This window comes from Pseudomonas rosaeacicularis (assembly GCF_057128745.1).
On sequence record NZ_JBSKHT010000001.1, the window covers coordinates 497004 to 513311 of the forward strand.

13 protein-coding genes are annotated in these 16308 nt (G+C 59.5%); 3 read left to right on the plus strand and 10 right to left on the minus strand.

The window, feature by feature from the left end:
- Window positions 1–79: 79 nt before the first annotated feature.
- The 8 genes from ACWKWM_RS02310 to ACWKWM_RS02345 form a co-directional block, all read right to left on the minus strand.
- Window positions 80–1405 carry a TldD/PmbA family protein gene (locus ACWKWM_RS02310; RefSeq protein WP_483844549.1) on the minus strand — a complete coding sequence of 442 codons (1326 nt, stop codon included), beginning with the start codon at window positions 1403–1405 and terminating at the stop codon, window positions 80–82.
- Window positions 1405–2847 carry a TldD/PmbA family protein gene (locus ACWKWM_RS02315; RefSeq protein WP_483844550.1) on the minus strand — a complete coding sequence of 481 codons (1443 nt, stop codon included), beginning with the start codon at window positions 2845–2847 and terminating at the stop codon, window positions 1405–1407. Before ACWKWM_RS02315 ends, ACWKWM_RS02310 begins: the two co-directional genes overlap by 1 nt.
- Window positions 2848–3167: 320 nt before the next feature.
- Window positions 3168–4871: a choline dehydrogenase gene (gene betA / locus ACWKWM_RS02320; RefSeq protein WP_483844551.1), complete on the minus strand. Its 1704-nt coding sequence runs from the start codon at window positions 4869–4871 to the stop codon at window positions 3168–3170.
- 139 nt (window positions 4872–5010) lie between these two features.
- Complete coding sequence (gene betB, locus ACWKWM_RS02325; protein WP_483844552.1) at window positions 5011–6483, minus strand: betaine-aldehyde dehydrogenase; 1473 nt, start codon at window positions 6481–6483, stop codon at window positions 5011–5013.
- A gap of 80 nt (window positions 6484–6563) precedes the next feature.
- Window positions 6564–7157 carry a transcriptional regulator BetI gene (gene betI / locus ACWKWM_RS02330; RefSeq protein WP_483844553.1) on the minus strand — a complete coding sequence of 198 codons (594 nt, stop codon included), beginning with the start codon at window positions 7155–7157 and terminating at the stop codon, window positions 6564–6566.
- Window positions 7158–7433: 276 nt separating this feature from the next.
- The gene (gene choV / locus ACWKWM_RS02335; protein ID WP_483834772.1) at window positions 7434–8612 is read right to left on the minus strand and encodes a choline ABC transporter ATP-binding protein; all 1179 of its coding nucleotides are present in this window, start codon (window positions 8610–8612) and stop codon (window positions 7434–7436) included.
- The gene (choW, locus tag ACWKWM_RS02340; protein ID WP_483844554.1) at window positions 8609–9454 is read right to left on the minus strand and encodes a choline ABC transporter permease subunit; all 846 of its coding nucleotides are present in this window, start codon (window positions 9452–9454) and stop codon (window positions 8609–8611) included. The genes choV and choW overlap by 4 nt, the downstream gene beginning before the upstream one ends.
- A 68-nt stretch (window positions 9455–9522) precedes the next feature.
- On the minus strand, window positions 9523–10470 hold the full coding sequence (locus ACWKWM_RS02345; protein WP_483844555.1) for a choline ABC transporter substrate-binding protein: 948 nt from the start codon (window positions 10468–10470) through the stop codon (window positions 9523–9525).
- 486 nt (window positions 10471–10956) lie between these two features.
- Between ACWKWM_RS02345 and ACWKWM_RS02350 the strand changes: the two genes are divergently transcribed.
- Window positions 10957–12333 carry an L-serine ammonia-lyase gene (locus ACWKWM_RS02350; protein ID WP_483844556.1) on the plus strand — a complete coding sequence of 459 codons (1377 nt, stop codon included), beginning with the start codon at window positions 10957–10959 and terminating at the stop codon, window positions 12331–12333.
- Between the two features lie 523 nt (window positions 12334–12856).
- Window positions 12857–13960 carry a choline metabolism transcriptional regulator GbdR gene (gbdR, locus tag ACWKWM_RS02355; RefSeq protein WP_483834768.1) on the plus strand — a complete coding sequence of 368 codons (1104 nt, stop codon included), beginning with the start codon at window positions 12857–12859 and terminating at the stop codon, window positions 13958–13960.
- A gap of 144 nt (window positions 13961–14104) precedes the next feature.
- On the opposite strand, the gene ACWKWM_RS02360 is transcribed toward gbdR, so the two are convergent.
- On the minus strand, window positions 14105–14368 hold the full coding sequence (locus ACWKWM_RS02360) for a hypothetical protein (RefSeq protein WP_483844557.1): 264 nt from the start codon (window positions 14366–14368) through the stop codon (window positions 14105–14107).
- Between the two features lie 197 nt (window positions 14369–14565).
- On the opposite strand from ACWKWM_RS02360, the gene ACWKWM_RS02365 reads away from it, so the two are divergent.
- Entirely contained in the window at window positions 14566–15408 is an 843-nt protein-coding gene (locus ACWKWM_RS02365; RefSeq protein ID WP_483844558.1) for a 23S rRNA (adenine(2030)-N(6))-methyltransferase RlmJ, read from the plus strand.
- A gap of 201 nt (window positions 15409–15609) precedes the next feature.
- Here ACWKWM_RS02365 and msrA read toward each other — a convergent pair whose 3' ends face one another.
- Entirely contained in the window at window positions 15610–16275 is a 666-nt protein-coding gene (gene msrA, locus ACWKWM_RS02370) for a peptide-methionine (S)-S-oxide reductase MsrA (RefSeq protein ID WP_483844559.1), read from the minus strand.
- Window positions 16276–16308: the final 33 nt, after the last annotated feature.

The following is a 16308-nucleotide window of genomic DNA, read 5'->3' on the forward strand; positions in this document are numbered from 1 at the left end:
GGCCAGACGCCGGATGTGCGGCGGATGTACTGACCTCTTCGCGGACAGGTCCGCTCCCACGGGATAGTGTTCGGCCCGACTAAAGCGTCAACGTCAGCTTGCTGATCAGCGCCCCCGGCAGCAGGTTAGAACTGGTATCGCGCTGACTATAGGTACTCGTCGACAGAATCAGTTCCCTCTCTGTGGTCAACGCTTCCAGTGCGCCGCCCAACAGGCTGAACACACTGTCGTCAAAACGCATGGTGCTGAGCGGCGCGATGATCTTGCCGTCCTCGACCCAGAACGTCGCGAAGCGCGTCAGACCAGTCATGCGCCCGGCGCTGCGGTCCGAGAAGTTGAGGTACCACAAGTTGCTGATGTACAGGCCGGTGCCCAACGTTTGCAGCACTTCGTCCAGCCCCAGCGAGCCGCCCTTCATGCTCAGCGCGCTTGGCGACTCACCCCAGCCTGCGCCGTTGGCCGTCAAACCGTATTCCGCCGCGCTGCGTGAGCCGACGAGTTGATCCCTAGCCGCGCCTTCGACCACCAGCGACAGATCCGACCGCGGATACCCCTCGCCCGAAAATGCCGGTGACAACGAACCGCTCACTTGCTCATCCATGCTCACCAACGGGCTCAGCGAAAGGTCGCCGCTGTACAAGCGTTGCAGCGGGCTGCTCTTGTCTGCCAGCGACTGCGCGGAAAACCCGCCCCAACCCAGCATGCCGATGATTTCCTCTACCGCCGCAGGGGCCAGATACGCGCGGTACTGCCCCGGCGCCAGCGTGCGAGCGGGGCGTCCGAGAAACGCCAACTGCTCACGGGCCAGATTGAAGCGGCGAGCAAATCCCTCATCGCTCCAGTCGTGCCCGGCGTAATTGGCTTTGACCGCCTGCCCGTTCTCGTGGAACAGGCTCCAGTCGAAATTGAAGCTGTTGGCCTGATGCCAGCCGAACGCGCCATTGGAACTGGCAAAACCGCGATACAGCGGGCCCGCCGCGTAGATGCCGACCAGATCCAGCCCTTCGCCCAGTTGTGCGATCTGCTGCACCACATGGTCGCTGTCTGGAAGCGGCTGGTCTTGAACGTTGGTGCTCTGCCAGTCGTTTTCGTTGAGCAACAGATAGGGATCTTTCGGCAGCAGCGTCAGGGTTTCGCGCAGTTGATGCAGGGCTTCGGACAGCCGCTGACGATCCACATCGCTGTCGCCTGAGAGGGTCAGGCTCAGGTTGGCGTGGCGGCCATCGTCAATCAGTTTGAAATTCACGCTGGCCTGCTGCACACGGCCGGCTTGACGCACTTTGGCGTGATTGAAGCGTATGAAATCCGATTCCTCGGCGTTGTAGCTGAGGGTGAAGCGTTCCTGATGGGTGATTGCGCCGTGCAGCGATTCGACCAGCGCCTTGAACTGAGTGTGATGAGACATCAGGCGTCACCTCCGAAAACATCGACATTGGAGAACACGCAGGCGGGTGATGCATGCCCCACGCGCACGACCTGATTGGGTTCGCCCTTGCCGCAGTTCGGCGTGCCGAGGACCTTGAACGTGCTCGGGTCGCCCACTGCACTGAGGTTGCGCCAGAACTGCGCCGAGATTGCGCGGTAGTTGGGGTTCTTCACCACGCCTTTGAGTTCGCCATTTTCGATCAGTTGACCCCACTCGCAGCCGAACTGGAATTTGTTGCGGGCATCGTCGATGGACCATGAACTGTTGGTGCTCATCAAAATGCCGTGCTCGATGCCGCCGATCAACTGCGCCATAGACTTGTCGCCTGGCTCGATGTTGAGGTTAGCCATGCGGTCGATGGGCGCGCGGTTCCAGCTGCACGCCCGGCTGTTGGCAACGCCGTCCATGCCGGCACGAAATTGCGACAATGCGCCGCCCAGTGGCCGGACCAGCACGCCGTCCTTGATCAGAAATTGCTTGGTGGCTTCGGTGCCGTCGTCGTCATAGCCGTAGCTCGCCAGTTGCTCGGGAATGTCCGGGTCGAAGGTCACGTTCAGCAGGTTCGAACCGTACTGCAGCGTGCCGAAGTCGCTGGCTTTGACGAAGCTGGTGCCAGCGTAATTGCGCTCATCGCCGAGAATGCGGTCCAGCTCCAGCGGGTGGCCGATGGATTCGTGGATCTGCAGGATCATCTGATCGGGTGTCAACAGCAGGTCCCGCGGACCGGAAGGCGTATTGGGGGCCATGATCAATTGCAGCGCCTGATCCGCGATTTTTGTCGCAGCGCCGACAAGGCCGCAGGTGGCGATGACTTCTGCGCCTCCTTGCTGCCCGAAATTCTCACGGCCCAGGCTGCGGGACTGGCTGTCGTGGCCGTCGAACGCGGTCACGCTAAGGTCCGGGAACACGTAGCGCTGGGCCTGACGAATCTCGGCGCCAGCGCTGTTGAGGTAGATCTGCTCGACGTTTTCCAGGCCCAGGCTGACTTGCCAGTTCACCAGCCGATCATCCTTGGGCACTGCAGCCGATTCGGCGCTGAGCAGGGCGTAGCAATCACTGAGCGAAGGGAAGGCGCTGGACATGTTGGGCGAAAGATAATCGGCACGACTGCTGGAGACGCGCTGCTCGCTGAGATTGAGCAGCGCGTGAGGCGCCAACAGCCGCGCCTGGGTTTCGGCCTGTACCAGCGCCGCTTGCAGGCCGCGCTGTGAAATGTCGTTAGTGGCGGCGTAGGTTTCGACGCCATTGATCCGCACGGTCAGCATCGCGCCTTCATCGGTGCTCAGGTGCGGCGGCGCGGCGACGTTCTTGCGCACCGATAAATGCTGGCTGGTTTGTTTAACGTAACGCAGGGAGAAAAACTGGGCACTGCTCTGCAGCGCGGCAAACCGCTGCTTGAGTTGAGCGGAAAAATCGAACATGCAGAAAGGCTCCTTTTGAGGGCGTTCAGGCTGAACAAAAACTCGAAGCAATATGCGGGCCGGGGAGGCGCAGGAGGTAGAACGATTGCAGGGGCTCTAGATTAGGCCTGCGGGAGGGTAGCGGCAAGCTTCAAGCGGGGGTGAGACGAAGGGGCGCAGGTACACGGACCTTGTAGGAGCGTGGCTTGTCCCGCGATCTGCCGGGAACCGGCAGCAAACCCTGCAGACGCGGTGTACCTCATATACCGCGTTTGCCGAATCTACGACGGGTTCCCCGCCGATCGCGGGACAAGCCACGCTCCTACAGGGGGCTGCGTTTTTTACTGCGCCGTCCGGCTTACTTCTCGCACTGGCTTGCTGCGTGCAGGCTTGTCGCCGGCCACGAAGTAATCTGCTGTGCTGCGTGGCAGTGGTGCGCGGCCGCGGATCTTGTCGGCGATTTTCTCGGCGATCATGATCGTTGGTGCGTTGAGATTGCCGGTGGTGATCAACGGCATGATCGACGCATCTACCACGCGCAGACCCTGCATGCCGTGCACACGACCTTCGCCATCGACCACGGCCATTTCATCGGTGCCCATCTTGCACGAGCACGACGGGTGATACGCGGTTTCGGCATGCTCGCGAACGAACTGATCCAGTTGCTCATCAGTCTGCACTTCGATGCCCGGGCTGATTTCGCGGCCACGGTATTTGTCCAGCGCCGGCTGCTGCATGATCTCGCGGGTCAGGCGGATGCCGTCGCGAAACTCCTGCCAATCCTGCTCGCTGGCCATGTAGTTGAAAAGAATGCTCGGGTACTCGCGCGGATTCTTAGATTTGACCTGCACACGGCCACGGCTCGGCGAACGCATGGAGCCCACGTGGGCCTGGAAACCGTGTTCCTGAACGCCCTTGCTGCCGTTGTAGTTAATCGCCACCGGCAGGAAGTGGTATTGAATGTTCGGCCACTCGAACTCTTCGCGCGAACGAATAAAACCGCCGGCCTCAAACTGATTGCTGGCGCCGATGCCTTTGCCCAGGAACATCCATTCAGCGCCGATCTGCGGTTGGTTCCACCACAGCAACGATGGATACAGCGAGACCGGCTCGGTGCACGCGTATTGCAGGTACATTTCCAGGTGATCCTGCAAGTTTTCGCCGATGCCCGGCAGGTCGTGAACCACCGGGATATCCAGCTTTTTCAGGACTTCGGCGGGACCGACACCGGAGCGCTGCAAAATCTGCGGCGAGGCGATGGCGCCGCCGCACAGCAGCACTTCCTTGCGCGCACGGGCTTCAATGCGCGCGTCGCTGTCGCCGACCAGATAAGCCACGCCGACTGCGCGCTTGCCGTCGAACAGGATGCGGTCGGTCAAAGCGTGAGTGACGATGGTCAGGGTCGAGCGCTTCTTGGCGTCATCCAGGTATCCGCGTGCAGTGCTGGCGCGACGGCCGAACGGCGTGACGGTGCGGTCCATCGGGCCGAAGCCCTCTTGTTGATAACCGTTGAGGTCGTCGGTGCGCGGATAACCGGCTTGTACGCCTGCTTCAACCATCGCGGCGAACAGCGGGTTGTTGCCTGCTTTGGGTGTTGTCACGCTGACCGGACCATCTCCGCCGTGGTAATCATTGGCGCCGATATCGCGGGTTTCCGCTTTGCGAAAGTACGGCAGGCAATCCAGATAGCTCCAGTCTTCGAGGCCCGGATTTTTTGCCCAGCCGTCGTAGTCCATCGCGTTGCCGCGGATGTAGCACATGCCGTTGATCAGCGACGAGCCACCCAGGCCCTTGCCGCGGCCGCACTCCATACGACGATTGTTCATGTGTGGCTCTGGGTCGGTTTCATACGCCCAGTTGTAGCGACGACCTTGCAGCGGGAACGCGAGCGCGGCTGGCATTTGCGTACGGAAATCCGCGCGATAGTCCGGGCCGCCAGCTTCAAGCAACAGCACGGTGACGCCTGCGTCCTCGGTGAGACGGGCTGCCAAGGTATTACCGGCCGAACCTGCGCCGATGATGATGTAGTCGAATTCTTGGGACATTAAATGTTCCCTCTTTGAAAGGTGATCGTGAGGCGAAGCGGGACCTGTAGGCGCGAACTTGTTCGCGAGGCGGCATGTCTGGCACACCGCGTAAAGCTCTCGCCAACAAGTTGGCTCCTACAGTGGATGGCGCCGGGGTTCAGAACACCGAAGCGTATTCACCCAACTCAACCTGCACGGACTTGATCCGGGTGTACTGCGCCAGCGAGCTGATGCCGTTTTCGCGGCCCACGCCTGATTGCTTGTAACCGCCGACCGGCATTTCTGCCGCCGATTCGCCCCAGGCATTGATCCAGCAGATGCCGGCTTCGAGCTGGTGAATCACACGGTGTGCGCGGTTCAGGTCTTTAGTCACGACGCCTGCTGCCAGACCCATGTCGGTGTCATTGGCGCGGCGGATGACTTCTTCTTCGCTGTCGTAGCTGAGGATGCTCATGACCGGGCCGAAGATTTCCTCTTTGACGATGGTCATCTGGTCGGTGCAATCAGTGAAAACCGTGGCCGCAACGAATGCGCCTTTGGCGAATTCACCTTCGGTCAGGCGTTCGCCGCCGATCAACAGGCGGGCGCCTTCTTCCTTGCCCTTGGCGATATAACCCAGCACGTTTTCCATGTGGGCAAAGCTCACCAGCGGGCCGAAATTGGTGTTTTCGTCTTCCGGGTTACCGATGCGAATGCGCTTCACGCGCTCGACAATCTTGGCCTCGAACGCTGCTTTCAAAGCGCTCGGGATGAACACCCGGGTGCCGTTGGTGCAGACCTGACCGGAGCTGTAGAAGTTGGCCATCATTGCGATGTCGGCGGCGCGATCCAGGTCGGCGTCGTCAAAAATGATCAGCGGTGACTTGCCGCCCAGTTCCATGGTCACTTCCTTGAGCGAAGAACTCGACGCGCTGGCCATGACTTTCTTGCCGGTGCTGACGCCGCCCGTGAACGAGATTTTCTCGATGCGCGGATGCTCGGTCAGCCAGCTGCCGACTTCGCTGCCAGCGCCGGTCAGCACGTTGAACACGCCATCAGGCAGGCCGGCTTCGGTGTAGATTTCGGCCAGCTTCAGGGTGGTCAGAGAGGTGACTTCGCTCGGCTTGAAGATCATCGCGTTGCCCGCAGCCAGTGCTGGCGCGGATTTCCACAGAGCGATCTGGATCGGGTAGTTCCACGCGCCGATGCCGACGGTAACGCCCAGCGGCTCGCGGCGGGTGTAGACGAAAGACGAAGTGCGCAGCGGGATCTGCTCGCCTTCGATAGCGGGCACCAGGCCTGCGTAGTACTCCAGCACATCGGCGCCGGTGACGATGTCGACGTACTTGGTTTCAGAAAATGCTTTACCGGTGTCCAGGGTTTCCAGCGCGGCCAGCTCATCGTTGCGTTCACGCAGGATGTCGACGGCACGGCGCAGGATGCGCGAGCGCTGCATAGCCGTCATTGCGGCCCAGACTTTCTGGCCTTTCTCGGCGCTGATGACTGCGCGTTCGACGTCGTCTTGGGTCGCGCGCTGGACGTTGGCCAGCACTTCGCCGTTGGCCGGGTTGATAGCTTCGAAGGTGGCATCGCTGCTGGCGTCGACGTAACCACCGTCAATGTAGAGTTTTTGCAGTTCGAAACGGGCCATAAAATCCTCAAATATCTTTGTGTGAGCTGTGACCGATCGCGGCTTGCGCGTCGGTCATTTCAGCGGTGGGCGTGAGCGCGTCAGTGCGCTGCTTTCGCCAGCTGGAAATCCATGTATTCGTAGGCAATCTGCTGCGCTTGCTCGGTGTCGAAAGCATCGCCGGACAGAGCGCCGCGCAACCACAAACCGTCGATCAGTGCCGCCATGCCGCGAGCAGCATTGCGCGCTTCGTCTAGCGTCAGTACGCGGCGGAACTGACAGCACAGGTTCGAATAGAGGCGGTGATCGTTGATGCGCTGCAAACGGTGCAGCGAGGGTTGGTGCATGCTGGTTGCCCAGAAAGCCAGCCAGGTTTTCATTGCCGGGCCATTGACCTGGCTGGCGTCAAAGTTGCCTTCGATGATGACCTTCAAGTGGGCGCGCGGGCTGTCATCGGTGAGCGCCTGTCGGCGTTCGGAGACATTGATGATCAATGCGTTCATCAAGTGACGCATCGTCGCGGCGATCAGGCCGTTCTTGTCTTGAAAGTAGTGGCTGATGATGCCGTTCGAAACGCCGGCCAGCTTAGCAATCAGCGCGATACTGGCGTCGCCCATGCCCACCTGATCGACCGCCTCGAGGGTGGCGTGGATCAGCTGTTGACGACGAATGGGTTGCATACCGACCTTGGGCATCAGTGGGGCTCCTTGGCTCGCCGGGGAATGATCGCAGTGACTGAAAAGCGACATACACCCTAACAATTTTTAATTGAACGTTCAATCAACAAAAACCTGGGGGCGATGAACTGTAGCTGAAAGCTTCAGGCTTTAAGCGTCAAGAAAGAACAGATCAGCGCCGACGGATGCGATATGGAACCGGATATATCTGTAGGAGCGAACTTGTTCGCGAAGCGTTAGGACGGATAAAAGACAGCCCACGCCTCGCCAACAAGTTGGCTCTTACAGAACGTATCAACCGAGGTTTTTGCCGAGTAGCGCGTGATACAGCTCGCTGTCGCCGAGTATCCCGACCACGCGGTTATCTTCCTGCAGCACCAGCTTGTGACCGGTCTGGTAACGGATCTGAAGAGCATCACGCATGCCGATGTCGGAATGCACGACGGTCGGACGGCGATCAAGGGTGTCCATGGCCTGACCCGGCGCCCAGTTCTGCAAATCGAATTGCGCGCCGTTCTGGCGTGCGCCGGTGATGGTGTTACCTTCGGCGAGATCCAGCCAGGAATCGCCGCCCGGATCCAGACACACCGAGCCGTTCACGCGGGTGCAGTTGTCGACGGTGCGCATCAGGCTGCGACCGCACAGCACGTTGAGCGGATTGGTGTGGGCCACGAACGTACGAACATAGTCGTCCGCCGGGTTAAGCACGATCTCTTCCGGCACGCTGTACTGAATGATTCGGCCGTCTTTCATGATCGCGATACGGCTGCCGAGTTTCAGCGCTTCGTCGAGGTCGTGGCTTACGAAGACGATGGTCTTGGCGAGCTTCTTCTGCAGGTCCAGCAGTTCATCCTGCAGGCCTTGGCGGATCAGCGGGTCGAGGGCAGAAAACGGTTCGTCCATCAGCAGAATGTCGGCGTCCATCGCCAACGCACGGGCCAGGCCCACACGCTGTTGCATGCCGCCGGACAGTTCGTCGGGCTTCTTGTTGCGCCATTGCGTCAGGCCCACCAGCTCGAGTTTTTCGTCCACCAGCTTGCGCCGCTCTTTCTCGGGGCGACCCTGCATTTCCAGGCCGAAACTGATGTTTTCGCGCACGGTCAGCCAGGGCATCAATGCAAACTTCTGGAAAACCATGGCGATGCGTTTGGTGCGCATCATTTTCAGTTCGGCGGGGGTGCAGTTGGCAATGTTGATCTGCGAGCCTTCGTGCTCGACGAACAGCGAACCGCGGCTGACGGTATTGAGGCCGTTGATGCAGCGCAGCAAGCTGGATTTACCCGAACCGGACAGGCCCATCAAGACGCAGATTTCGCCCTTTTCAACGCTTAGCGAGGCTTTTTCTACACCTACGATCTGGCCGGTTTTCTTCAGAATCTGTTCGCGGTTCAGGCCTTGATCCAGCAGCTTGAGCGCTTCGCGAGGGTCCTTGGAGAAGATAACGTCGACGTTTTCGAAATTGATAATGCTCATGCGTCCCCCTTGACCTGTGCGTCAGGTTGTTTGCAGATACGGTCGAGCATGATCGCCAGCAATACGATCGCCAGGCCCGCTTCGAAGCCCAGGGCGATATCAGCAGTGTTCAGTGCGTTGACCACAGGTTTACCCAAGCCGTCTGCACCCACCAGTGCCGCGATCACAACCATCGACAACGACAACATGATGCATTGGGTGATACCGGCCGCGATGCTCGGCATGGCGTGGGGCAGTTCTATGCGCGACAGCAGTTGACCACGCGAACAACCGAATGCCTTGCCCGCATCGAGCAGTTCATGGGGCACGTCGCGGATGCCCAGATACGTCAGGCGGATCGGCGCGGCAATCGCGAATACCACCGTCGAAATCAGACCGGGCACGACACCCAGACCAAACAGGGTCAGGGTAGGAATCAGGTAAACAAAAGTAGGAACGGTCTGCATCAAGTCCAGGACCGGACGCATGATCGTGTAGAACATCGGCTTGTGCGCGGCAATGATGCCCAGTGGCACGCCGATCACCACGCAGACAGCGGTGGCGAACAACACCTGCGCCAGGGTCTCCATGGTTTCAACCCAGTAGCCCAGGTTCAGGATCAGCAGAAAGGAAACGATGACGAATACCGTCAGGCCCCACTTGCGCTGGATGAAGTGAGCGAGCAGAGCAATCAGGCCGATCAATACAAAGGGGTTGAACCAGGTCAAGCCGAAGGTCAGGCCGTGAATCATGGTTTCCAGAGACGACGCGATTGCGTCGAACGTGCTGGCGCCGTGTTGGGTCAGCCATTCGACGAAGGCCGCGATGTACTGGCCCAGGGGGATTTTGTGATCAGTCAGCATGGTATCGATTGTCCGCATACGGGAGGAAATTTAGGACAACAGGCGGGACTGGCCCGCCTGCCTGCCGGTTACTTCGTCAACTGGGCTTTAGCGGCCTCCAGGCCTGGTTTACCGTCCACGGTGGTCACGCCAGCCAGCCAGGTGTCGAGCACCTGCGGGTTCTTCTTGATCCACGCCTTGGCGGCGACATCAGCCTTCATTTTGTCGTCCAGCACGTTGCCCATCAGCGAGCTTTCCATCGGCAGGGTGAACGACAGGTTTTTCAGCAGTTGGCCGACGTTGCTGCACTCTTGGGTATAGCCCTTGCGGGTGTTGGTGTAGATCGTCGCCTGACCGAAGTTCGGACCGAAGTAGTCGTCGCCGCCGGTGAGGTACTGAATCTTGAAACGGGTGTTCATCGGGTGCGGTTCCCAGCCGAGGAAGACCACGTCAGTACTGCGCTTGGACGCGCGATCGACCTGCGACAGCATGCCTGCTTCGCTGGACTCGACGACCTTGAAGCCTGCGTCTTTCAGGCCAAAGGCGTTCTTGTCGATCATGCTTTGAATCAGGCGGTTGCCGTCGTTGCCAGGCTCGATGCCGTAGATCTTGCCGTCAAGTTCCTTTTTGAATTTGGCAATGTCAGCGAAGTCATGAAGGCCTTTGTCGTACAGCGCTTGAGGAACGGCCAGGGTGTATTTGGCGTTTTCAAGGTTGGCCCGCACAGTTTCAACGGTGCCCGCGTCACGATAGGCCTTGATGTCGTTTTCCATGGTTGGCATCCAGTTGCCGAGGAAAACGTCCATGTTCTTGCCGTCGGCCAGGGACTTGTAGGTCACAGGCACGGAAATCATGGTGGTTTTGGTTTTGTAGCCCAGGGACTGGAGAACTGCGCTGGTGACGGCGGTGGTGACGGTGATGTCGGTCCAGCCTACATCGGAAAAATTGACGGTCGCGCATTGGGCGGGTTCTGCCGCCTGAGCCAGCAGTGGCAGACTCAGCGCAACGCCCAGCAACAACTTTTGTGAACCTTTCATGGTTGGACTCCTTAGGTGTTTTTTTGGGTATCCGCTGCTCATTGTCAGCCAGGCGGACGCCTTTTTTGGTGTTGGCGAGTCAAGTTGCGCAACGCTCTATCACTGCGTGTGGCGATCGAGTCGGGACTGATCATGTAACAGGGAAAAACAAACGCCTACAGGGGGCGTCGTAACCAGTACATAGAGGGTCGCATCCAGTGTCAGTGACGTCGCTTACAGATTTTTTATCAGCTGCGTACACGCTTTTCGGCTGTGGATGCGGCCAAAAGCGGCCAAAACTGTCACGAATCCGCAAGCATAGTGTGCTGCGCCATTCAGCTCGCCAAAGCGACGTTAGTGGGCATGAGTGAGTCGGTGTGAGACGTCGTCCTCCCAGGTAAAAGCCTGATGATGCGGCCCATCTGGACGGACAGCAGCTTGAGCGTATCAGCTCCGTCACCGGCCGTTTGGCGCGCCGGAAGTCTTGCTTTCGGAGGTGTGCGGTTCATGGCTATCAGCGTGTTCGACCTGTTCAAGATCGGTATCGGCCCCTCAAGTTCTCACACCGTCGGCCCCATGCGCGCTGCGGCGCTGTTCGTGCAAGGTTTGCGCGAACGCGGTCAGTTGGAACAGGTAACCCGCCTGGAAGTTCGTCTGTACGGCTCGCTCTCTGCAACCGGCATCGGCCACGGCAGCGATAACGCCGTGATTATGGGCTTGATGGGCGAATGGCCGGATGCGATTGATCCGTCGGTGATCGGCGTGCGTATTGCCGAACTCAAAGAAACCGACCTCCTACAGTTGAATGGTAATCGGCCAATCCCGTTCGTATGGCAGCGCGACATGCAACTGATCGATGAAAACCTGCCATTTCATCCCAACGCCATGACCCTGATCGCTCACGACCTGAGTGGCGAATTCCATCGCGACACCTATTACTCGGTCGGCGGCGGATTCGTGGTCGATCAGGCGCAAGCGGCGAGCGGTGTGCTGGACATGGACAGCACGGTGCTGCCCTACGACTTCTCCAGCGCTGATGAATTACTGATGTTGTGCGAGACCCATGGTCTGCGCGTCTCTGAGTTGATGTTGGCCAATGAAAAGGTCTGGCGCAGCGAAGAAGAGATTCGCGCCGGGCTCATGACGCTGTGGCGTGCGATGCAGGATTGCGTCGAGCAGGGCTTGAAGCACGAAGGTATTTTGCCAGGCGGCTTGAATGTGCGCCGCCGGGCTGCGCGCCTGCATCGCAGTTTGCAAGAGTTGGGCAAGCCCAACGTGATCGGCTCGACCTTGAGCGCAATGGAATGGGTCAATCTGTTCGCTCTGGCCGTCAATGAAGAAAACGCTGCGGGCGGCCGCATGGTCACGGCTCCGACCAACGGCGCGGCGGGGATTATCCCTGCCGTGTTGCATTACTTCGTCAAATTCAGCGACGAGGTCAGTGAAGCCAACGTGGTCGATTACTTCTTGGGTGCGGCGGCCATTGGGATTCTGTGCAAAAAGAACGCATCTATTTCCGGCGCCGAGGTCGGTTGCCAGGGTGAAGTTGGTTCCGCCTGCGCCATGGCGGCGGCGGGGCTGGCTGACATCCTCGGCGCCACACCCGCGCAGTTGTGCAACGCGGCAGAGATCGGGCTGGAACATAACCTGGGGCTGACGTGTGACCCCGTGGGCGGGCTGGTTCAGGTGCCTTGCATCGAACGCAACGCGATTGCCGCAGTGAAGGCGATCAACGCAGCGCAGATGGCTTTGCGCGGCGATGGTCAGCACTTTATCTCGCTGGACCGGGTGATCCGCACCATGCGCGACACCGGCGCCGACATGCACGACAAATACAAAGAGACCTCGCGGGGTGGGTTGGCGGTGAGTGCGGTGGAGTGCTGACTAAGTAGCCCTGTTGGAGCTACGCTTGCCCGCGAAGCTGATATCCCGGATTACCTGACACACCGTGTCGTCAGCTTCGCGGGCAAGCCTCGCTCCAACACTTTTACGCGGGCCGCTGCGCACTTTTTGCTCACCGCTCGATCACTTCGCAACTTTTTAGCGCGTGCCCACCGTCCACATGGCGCAACGCCATGTAAACCGGGCGATACACCGCTTACCGTCGGTCACCTGTGCTTGTGGTGACATGATGTTTCTTACGGCCGTTCAGGCCTCCTCCAAAGTGCTACCGAATTGCTCACCGCTCCTTTAACGGCGTGGCTTGGCGGCCCAAAGGTCGTAAATCGAATGGTCGTGTCGCTGCCGAATAGACGCATCACGACGTCGCAATCAGGGTTTATTGAATGGTCATTCAAGTTTAGGCATGGCATTTGCGTTGCAATGCCTAAGCTCTCCACTCAAATGAGAGCAAACAACAAGAGCCTCGTGTGGGGGCCATCAATCGCTTTCGTGAGGAGATACCGTGATGACATCGTTCAACTCAGGGGCCCAACCCCAGAACCGTGCGCCGCAATCCATCGGCTTTCTGCTGCTGGACAATTTCACGCTGATCTCCCTCGCGTCGGCGGTTGAGCCACTGCGCATGGCCAACCAGCTGTCCGGTCGAGAGCTTTATCGCTGGACCACGCTGACCGCCGATGGCGGCCAGGTCTGGGCCAGCGACGGTCTGCAAATCACCCCTGATGCCTCCATGCACAAGGCGCCCGTGCTGGACACCGTCATCGTCTGCGGCGGCGTGGGCATTCAACGCACCGTGACCCGCGAACACGTGAGCTGGCTGCAAAGCCAGGCGCGTCAATCCCGTCGTCTGGGCGCAGTCTGCACCGGCAGTTGGGCTTTGGCTTGCGCCGGTTTGCTAGACGGTTTTGATTGCAGCGTGCACTGGGAATGTCTGGCCGCGATGCAGGAAGCGTTTCCCCGCGTGGCTATGAGTACGCGCCTGTTTACCCTCGACCGTAACCGTTTCACCAGCTCCGGTGGCACCGCGCCGTTGGACATGATGCTGCACCTGATCAGCCGCGATCATGGGCGTGAGCTGTCCGCCGCGATCTCGGAAATGTTCGTCTACGAGCGCATTCGTAATGAGCAGGATCATCAGCGTGTGCCGCTCAAGCACATGCTCGGCACCAACCAGCCGAAGTTGCAGGAAATCGTCGCCCTGATGGAGGCCAATCTAGAAGAGCCCATCGATCTGGATGAGCTGGCGGTATACGTCGCGGTGTCCCGGCGTCAGTTGGAAAGACTGTTCCAGAAATACCTGCATTGCTCGCCGTCGCGCTACTACCTCAAGCTGCGGCTGATTCGTGCGCGTCAGTTGCTCAAGCAGACGCCGATGTCGATCATCGAAGTGGCATCGGTGTGTGGCTTCGTTTCCACCCCGCACTTCTCCAAGTGCTACCGCGAATACTTCGGAATTCCGCCACGCGATGAGCGTGTAGGTTCTAACACGGCCCAGCAAGTGGCGATGATGCCGATACCGCAAGCGATGGTGCTGGCGCCGTTGTCTGGCCCGCTGTCTGCGTTGAGCCAGGCGCGCAATGAGTCGACCTTTGCGAGCGTGCGGTTGTAAGCGCTGTACCCGCGAGGGTCCAAATGTGGGAGCGGACCTGTCCGCGAAAGCAATTTGCCCGCCGCCGAAGCCGCGTCGGGCATGTCGGCCTCTTCGCGGACAGGTCCGCTCCCACGTTTCTTGATTGTCAGCCCGATTAAGTGATCAGGCGCTACGGCTTTGTTTATAAGTCGCCAGCGCCGGCAACAACTGCTGATCAATCGCCTGGCGCACAGCCGGCAGAATCGTCGCGCTGCCCATCAGCATCTTCTCCACCAATTGTCGTAACGCGCGGGCGCGGTCGTCGTTCAGGCCGCACACGGCTTGGGCGCAAGCTTGTTCGGCGGTGGCGCTTGACGGGGTTTCGAACCCAATCGCTCTCAGTTGGCTGATCAAGTCTTCCTGGTCGATCAGGTCCGCATGCATCATGACGCTCGCTCCTTAATTGGCTTTGGCCTGATTCTGGTATCGCCCATCAACCTCGGCAAGCGCTCTTGTCGTGAATGGCTGGTATTCCTATGAACAGGTCGTTTTCGGTTAAATAAGCATCGGCTTGTGCTCGGCCTATGAGTGGTCTGCCAAAGACCGCCCGTTTTGCTAAACTGCGCGGCCTTCCAGGAGCTGCCATGAATTACCGTCACGCCTTCCACGCCGGCAACCACGCCGATGTCTTCAAGCATATCGTCCTAACTCGCATCCTCGCGTTGATGTCGCGTAAAGAGCAGCCGTTCGCTTACCTCGACACGCATGCGGGGATTGGGCTGTATGACCTGCAGGGCGATCAGGCCACGCGCACCGGTGAATGGATCGAAGGGATTGGCCGTTTGTGGGACGCAACCGATGTGCCCGAGCTGGCGTCCGGCTACATGGACGTCATCAAGCACATGAACCGCAAGACCGGCGAGCTGCGTTATTACCCAGGCTCCCCTGAGTTGGCGCGCCGCTCCACCCGCGAACGAGACCGCGTGCTGCTCAACGAGAAGCACCCGGAAGACGGCGCCCTGCTCAAAGACAACATGAAATTCGACCGTCGCGTCGCGGTGCATCTGGGCGAAGGCTGGCACGTGCCACGGGCGTTGCTGCCGGTGCATGAAAAGCGCGCCGTCATGTTGATTGATCCGCCATTTGAACAGCTCGACGAGATGAAGCGCTGCTCGGTCGCGCTCAAAGAAGCCATCAGCCGCATGCGCCAGACCGTCGCCGCGATCTGGTACCCGATCAAGGACCAACGTTTGCTCAAGCGGTTCTATCAGGATCTGGCTGAAACCGGCGCGCCGAAACTGCTGCGCGTTGAGTTGCTGGTGCATCCACTGGACACGCCGAACAGTCTGAACGGCTCAGGCCTGGCCATCGCCAATCCGCCGTGGGGCCTGGAAGAAGAACTGCGCGAGCTTCTTCCGTGGTTGGCGAAGACGCTGGGGCAAACCCAGGGCGACTGGAAGATGGATTGGTTGATTGCCGAATCCTGATCGATCCTGACGAGGCGGGATTGCGTTGGCGGTGTGTCAGCGAAAACGCTTCGCAGCCTTCCGCGGCTCGTCAGCTCCTACGGATTTTGCAAAAACACCGCCGATTCTGTAGGAGCTGACGAGCAACGCGAGGCTGCGAAGCGGTCTTTCTGGCACACCTCCATCGCGGGCAAGCGCGCTCCTACAGCAGATCAACTCATATCACGAAGCCGGATTCAAACTCGGCGGCATGCACACCCCAGTCCCGGCAATCCCGCAATACCCCTCCGGATTCTTCGCCAGATACTGCTGGTGATACGCCTCGGCGAAGTACACCGTTGGCGCTTGTTCGATTTCGGTAGTGATTTCGCCCATGCCGGCTTTGGTCAGTTCGGCCTGGAAGACTTGACCGCTGGCTTTGGCGGCGTCCAGTTGCGCGGGTGAGGTGGCGTAGATCACCGAACGGTATTGAGTGCCGATGTCGTTGCCTTGGCGCATGCCCTGTGTTGGGTTGTGCAGCTCCCAGAACATCGCCAGCAGCTCTTCGTAGCTGACTTTCTCCGGTTCAAACACGACCAGCACCACTTCGCTGTGGCCCGTCAGCCCTGAGCAGACCTCTTCGTAGGTCGGGTTTGGCGTGAAGCCCCCGGCATAGCCCACCACCGTGCTGACCACGCCTTCCTTCTGCCAGAAACGCCGCTCGGCACCCCAGAAACAACCCAGTCCGAATATCGCGAAATCCACATTGGTAACGAATGGACCCAACAGCGGGCTGCCGTTGACGAAGTGGTGCTCAGGGAGTTGCACGTGGGTTTCGCGCCCCGGCAATGCCTGTTCAGCGGTAGGTAATACGTTTTTGTTCACAAGAATTTCCGAGCGCAAGACCATGAGCTCAATCCTCTCTGGGTTCGGGACAACCGA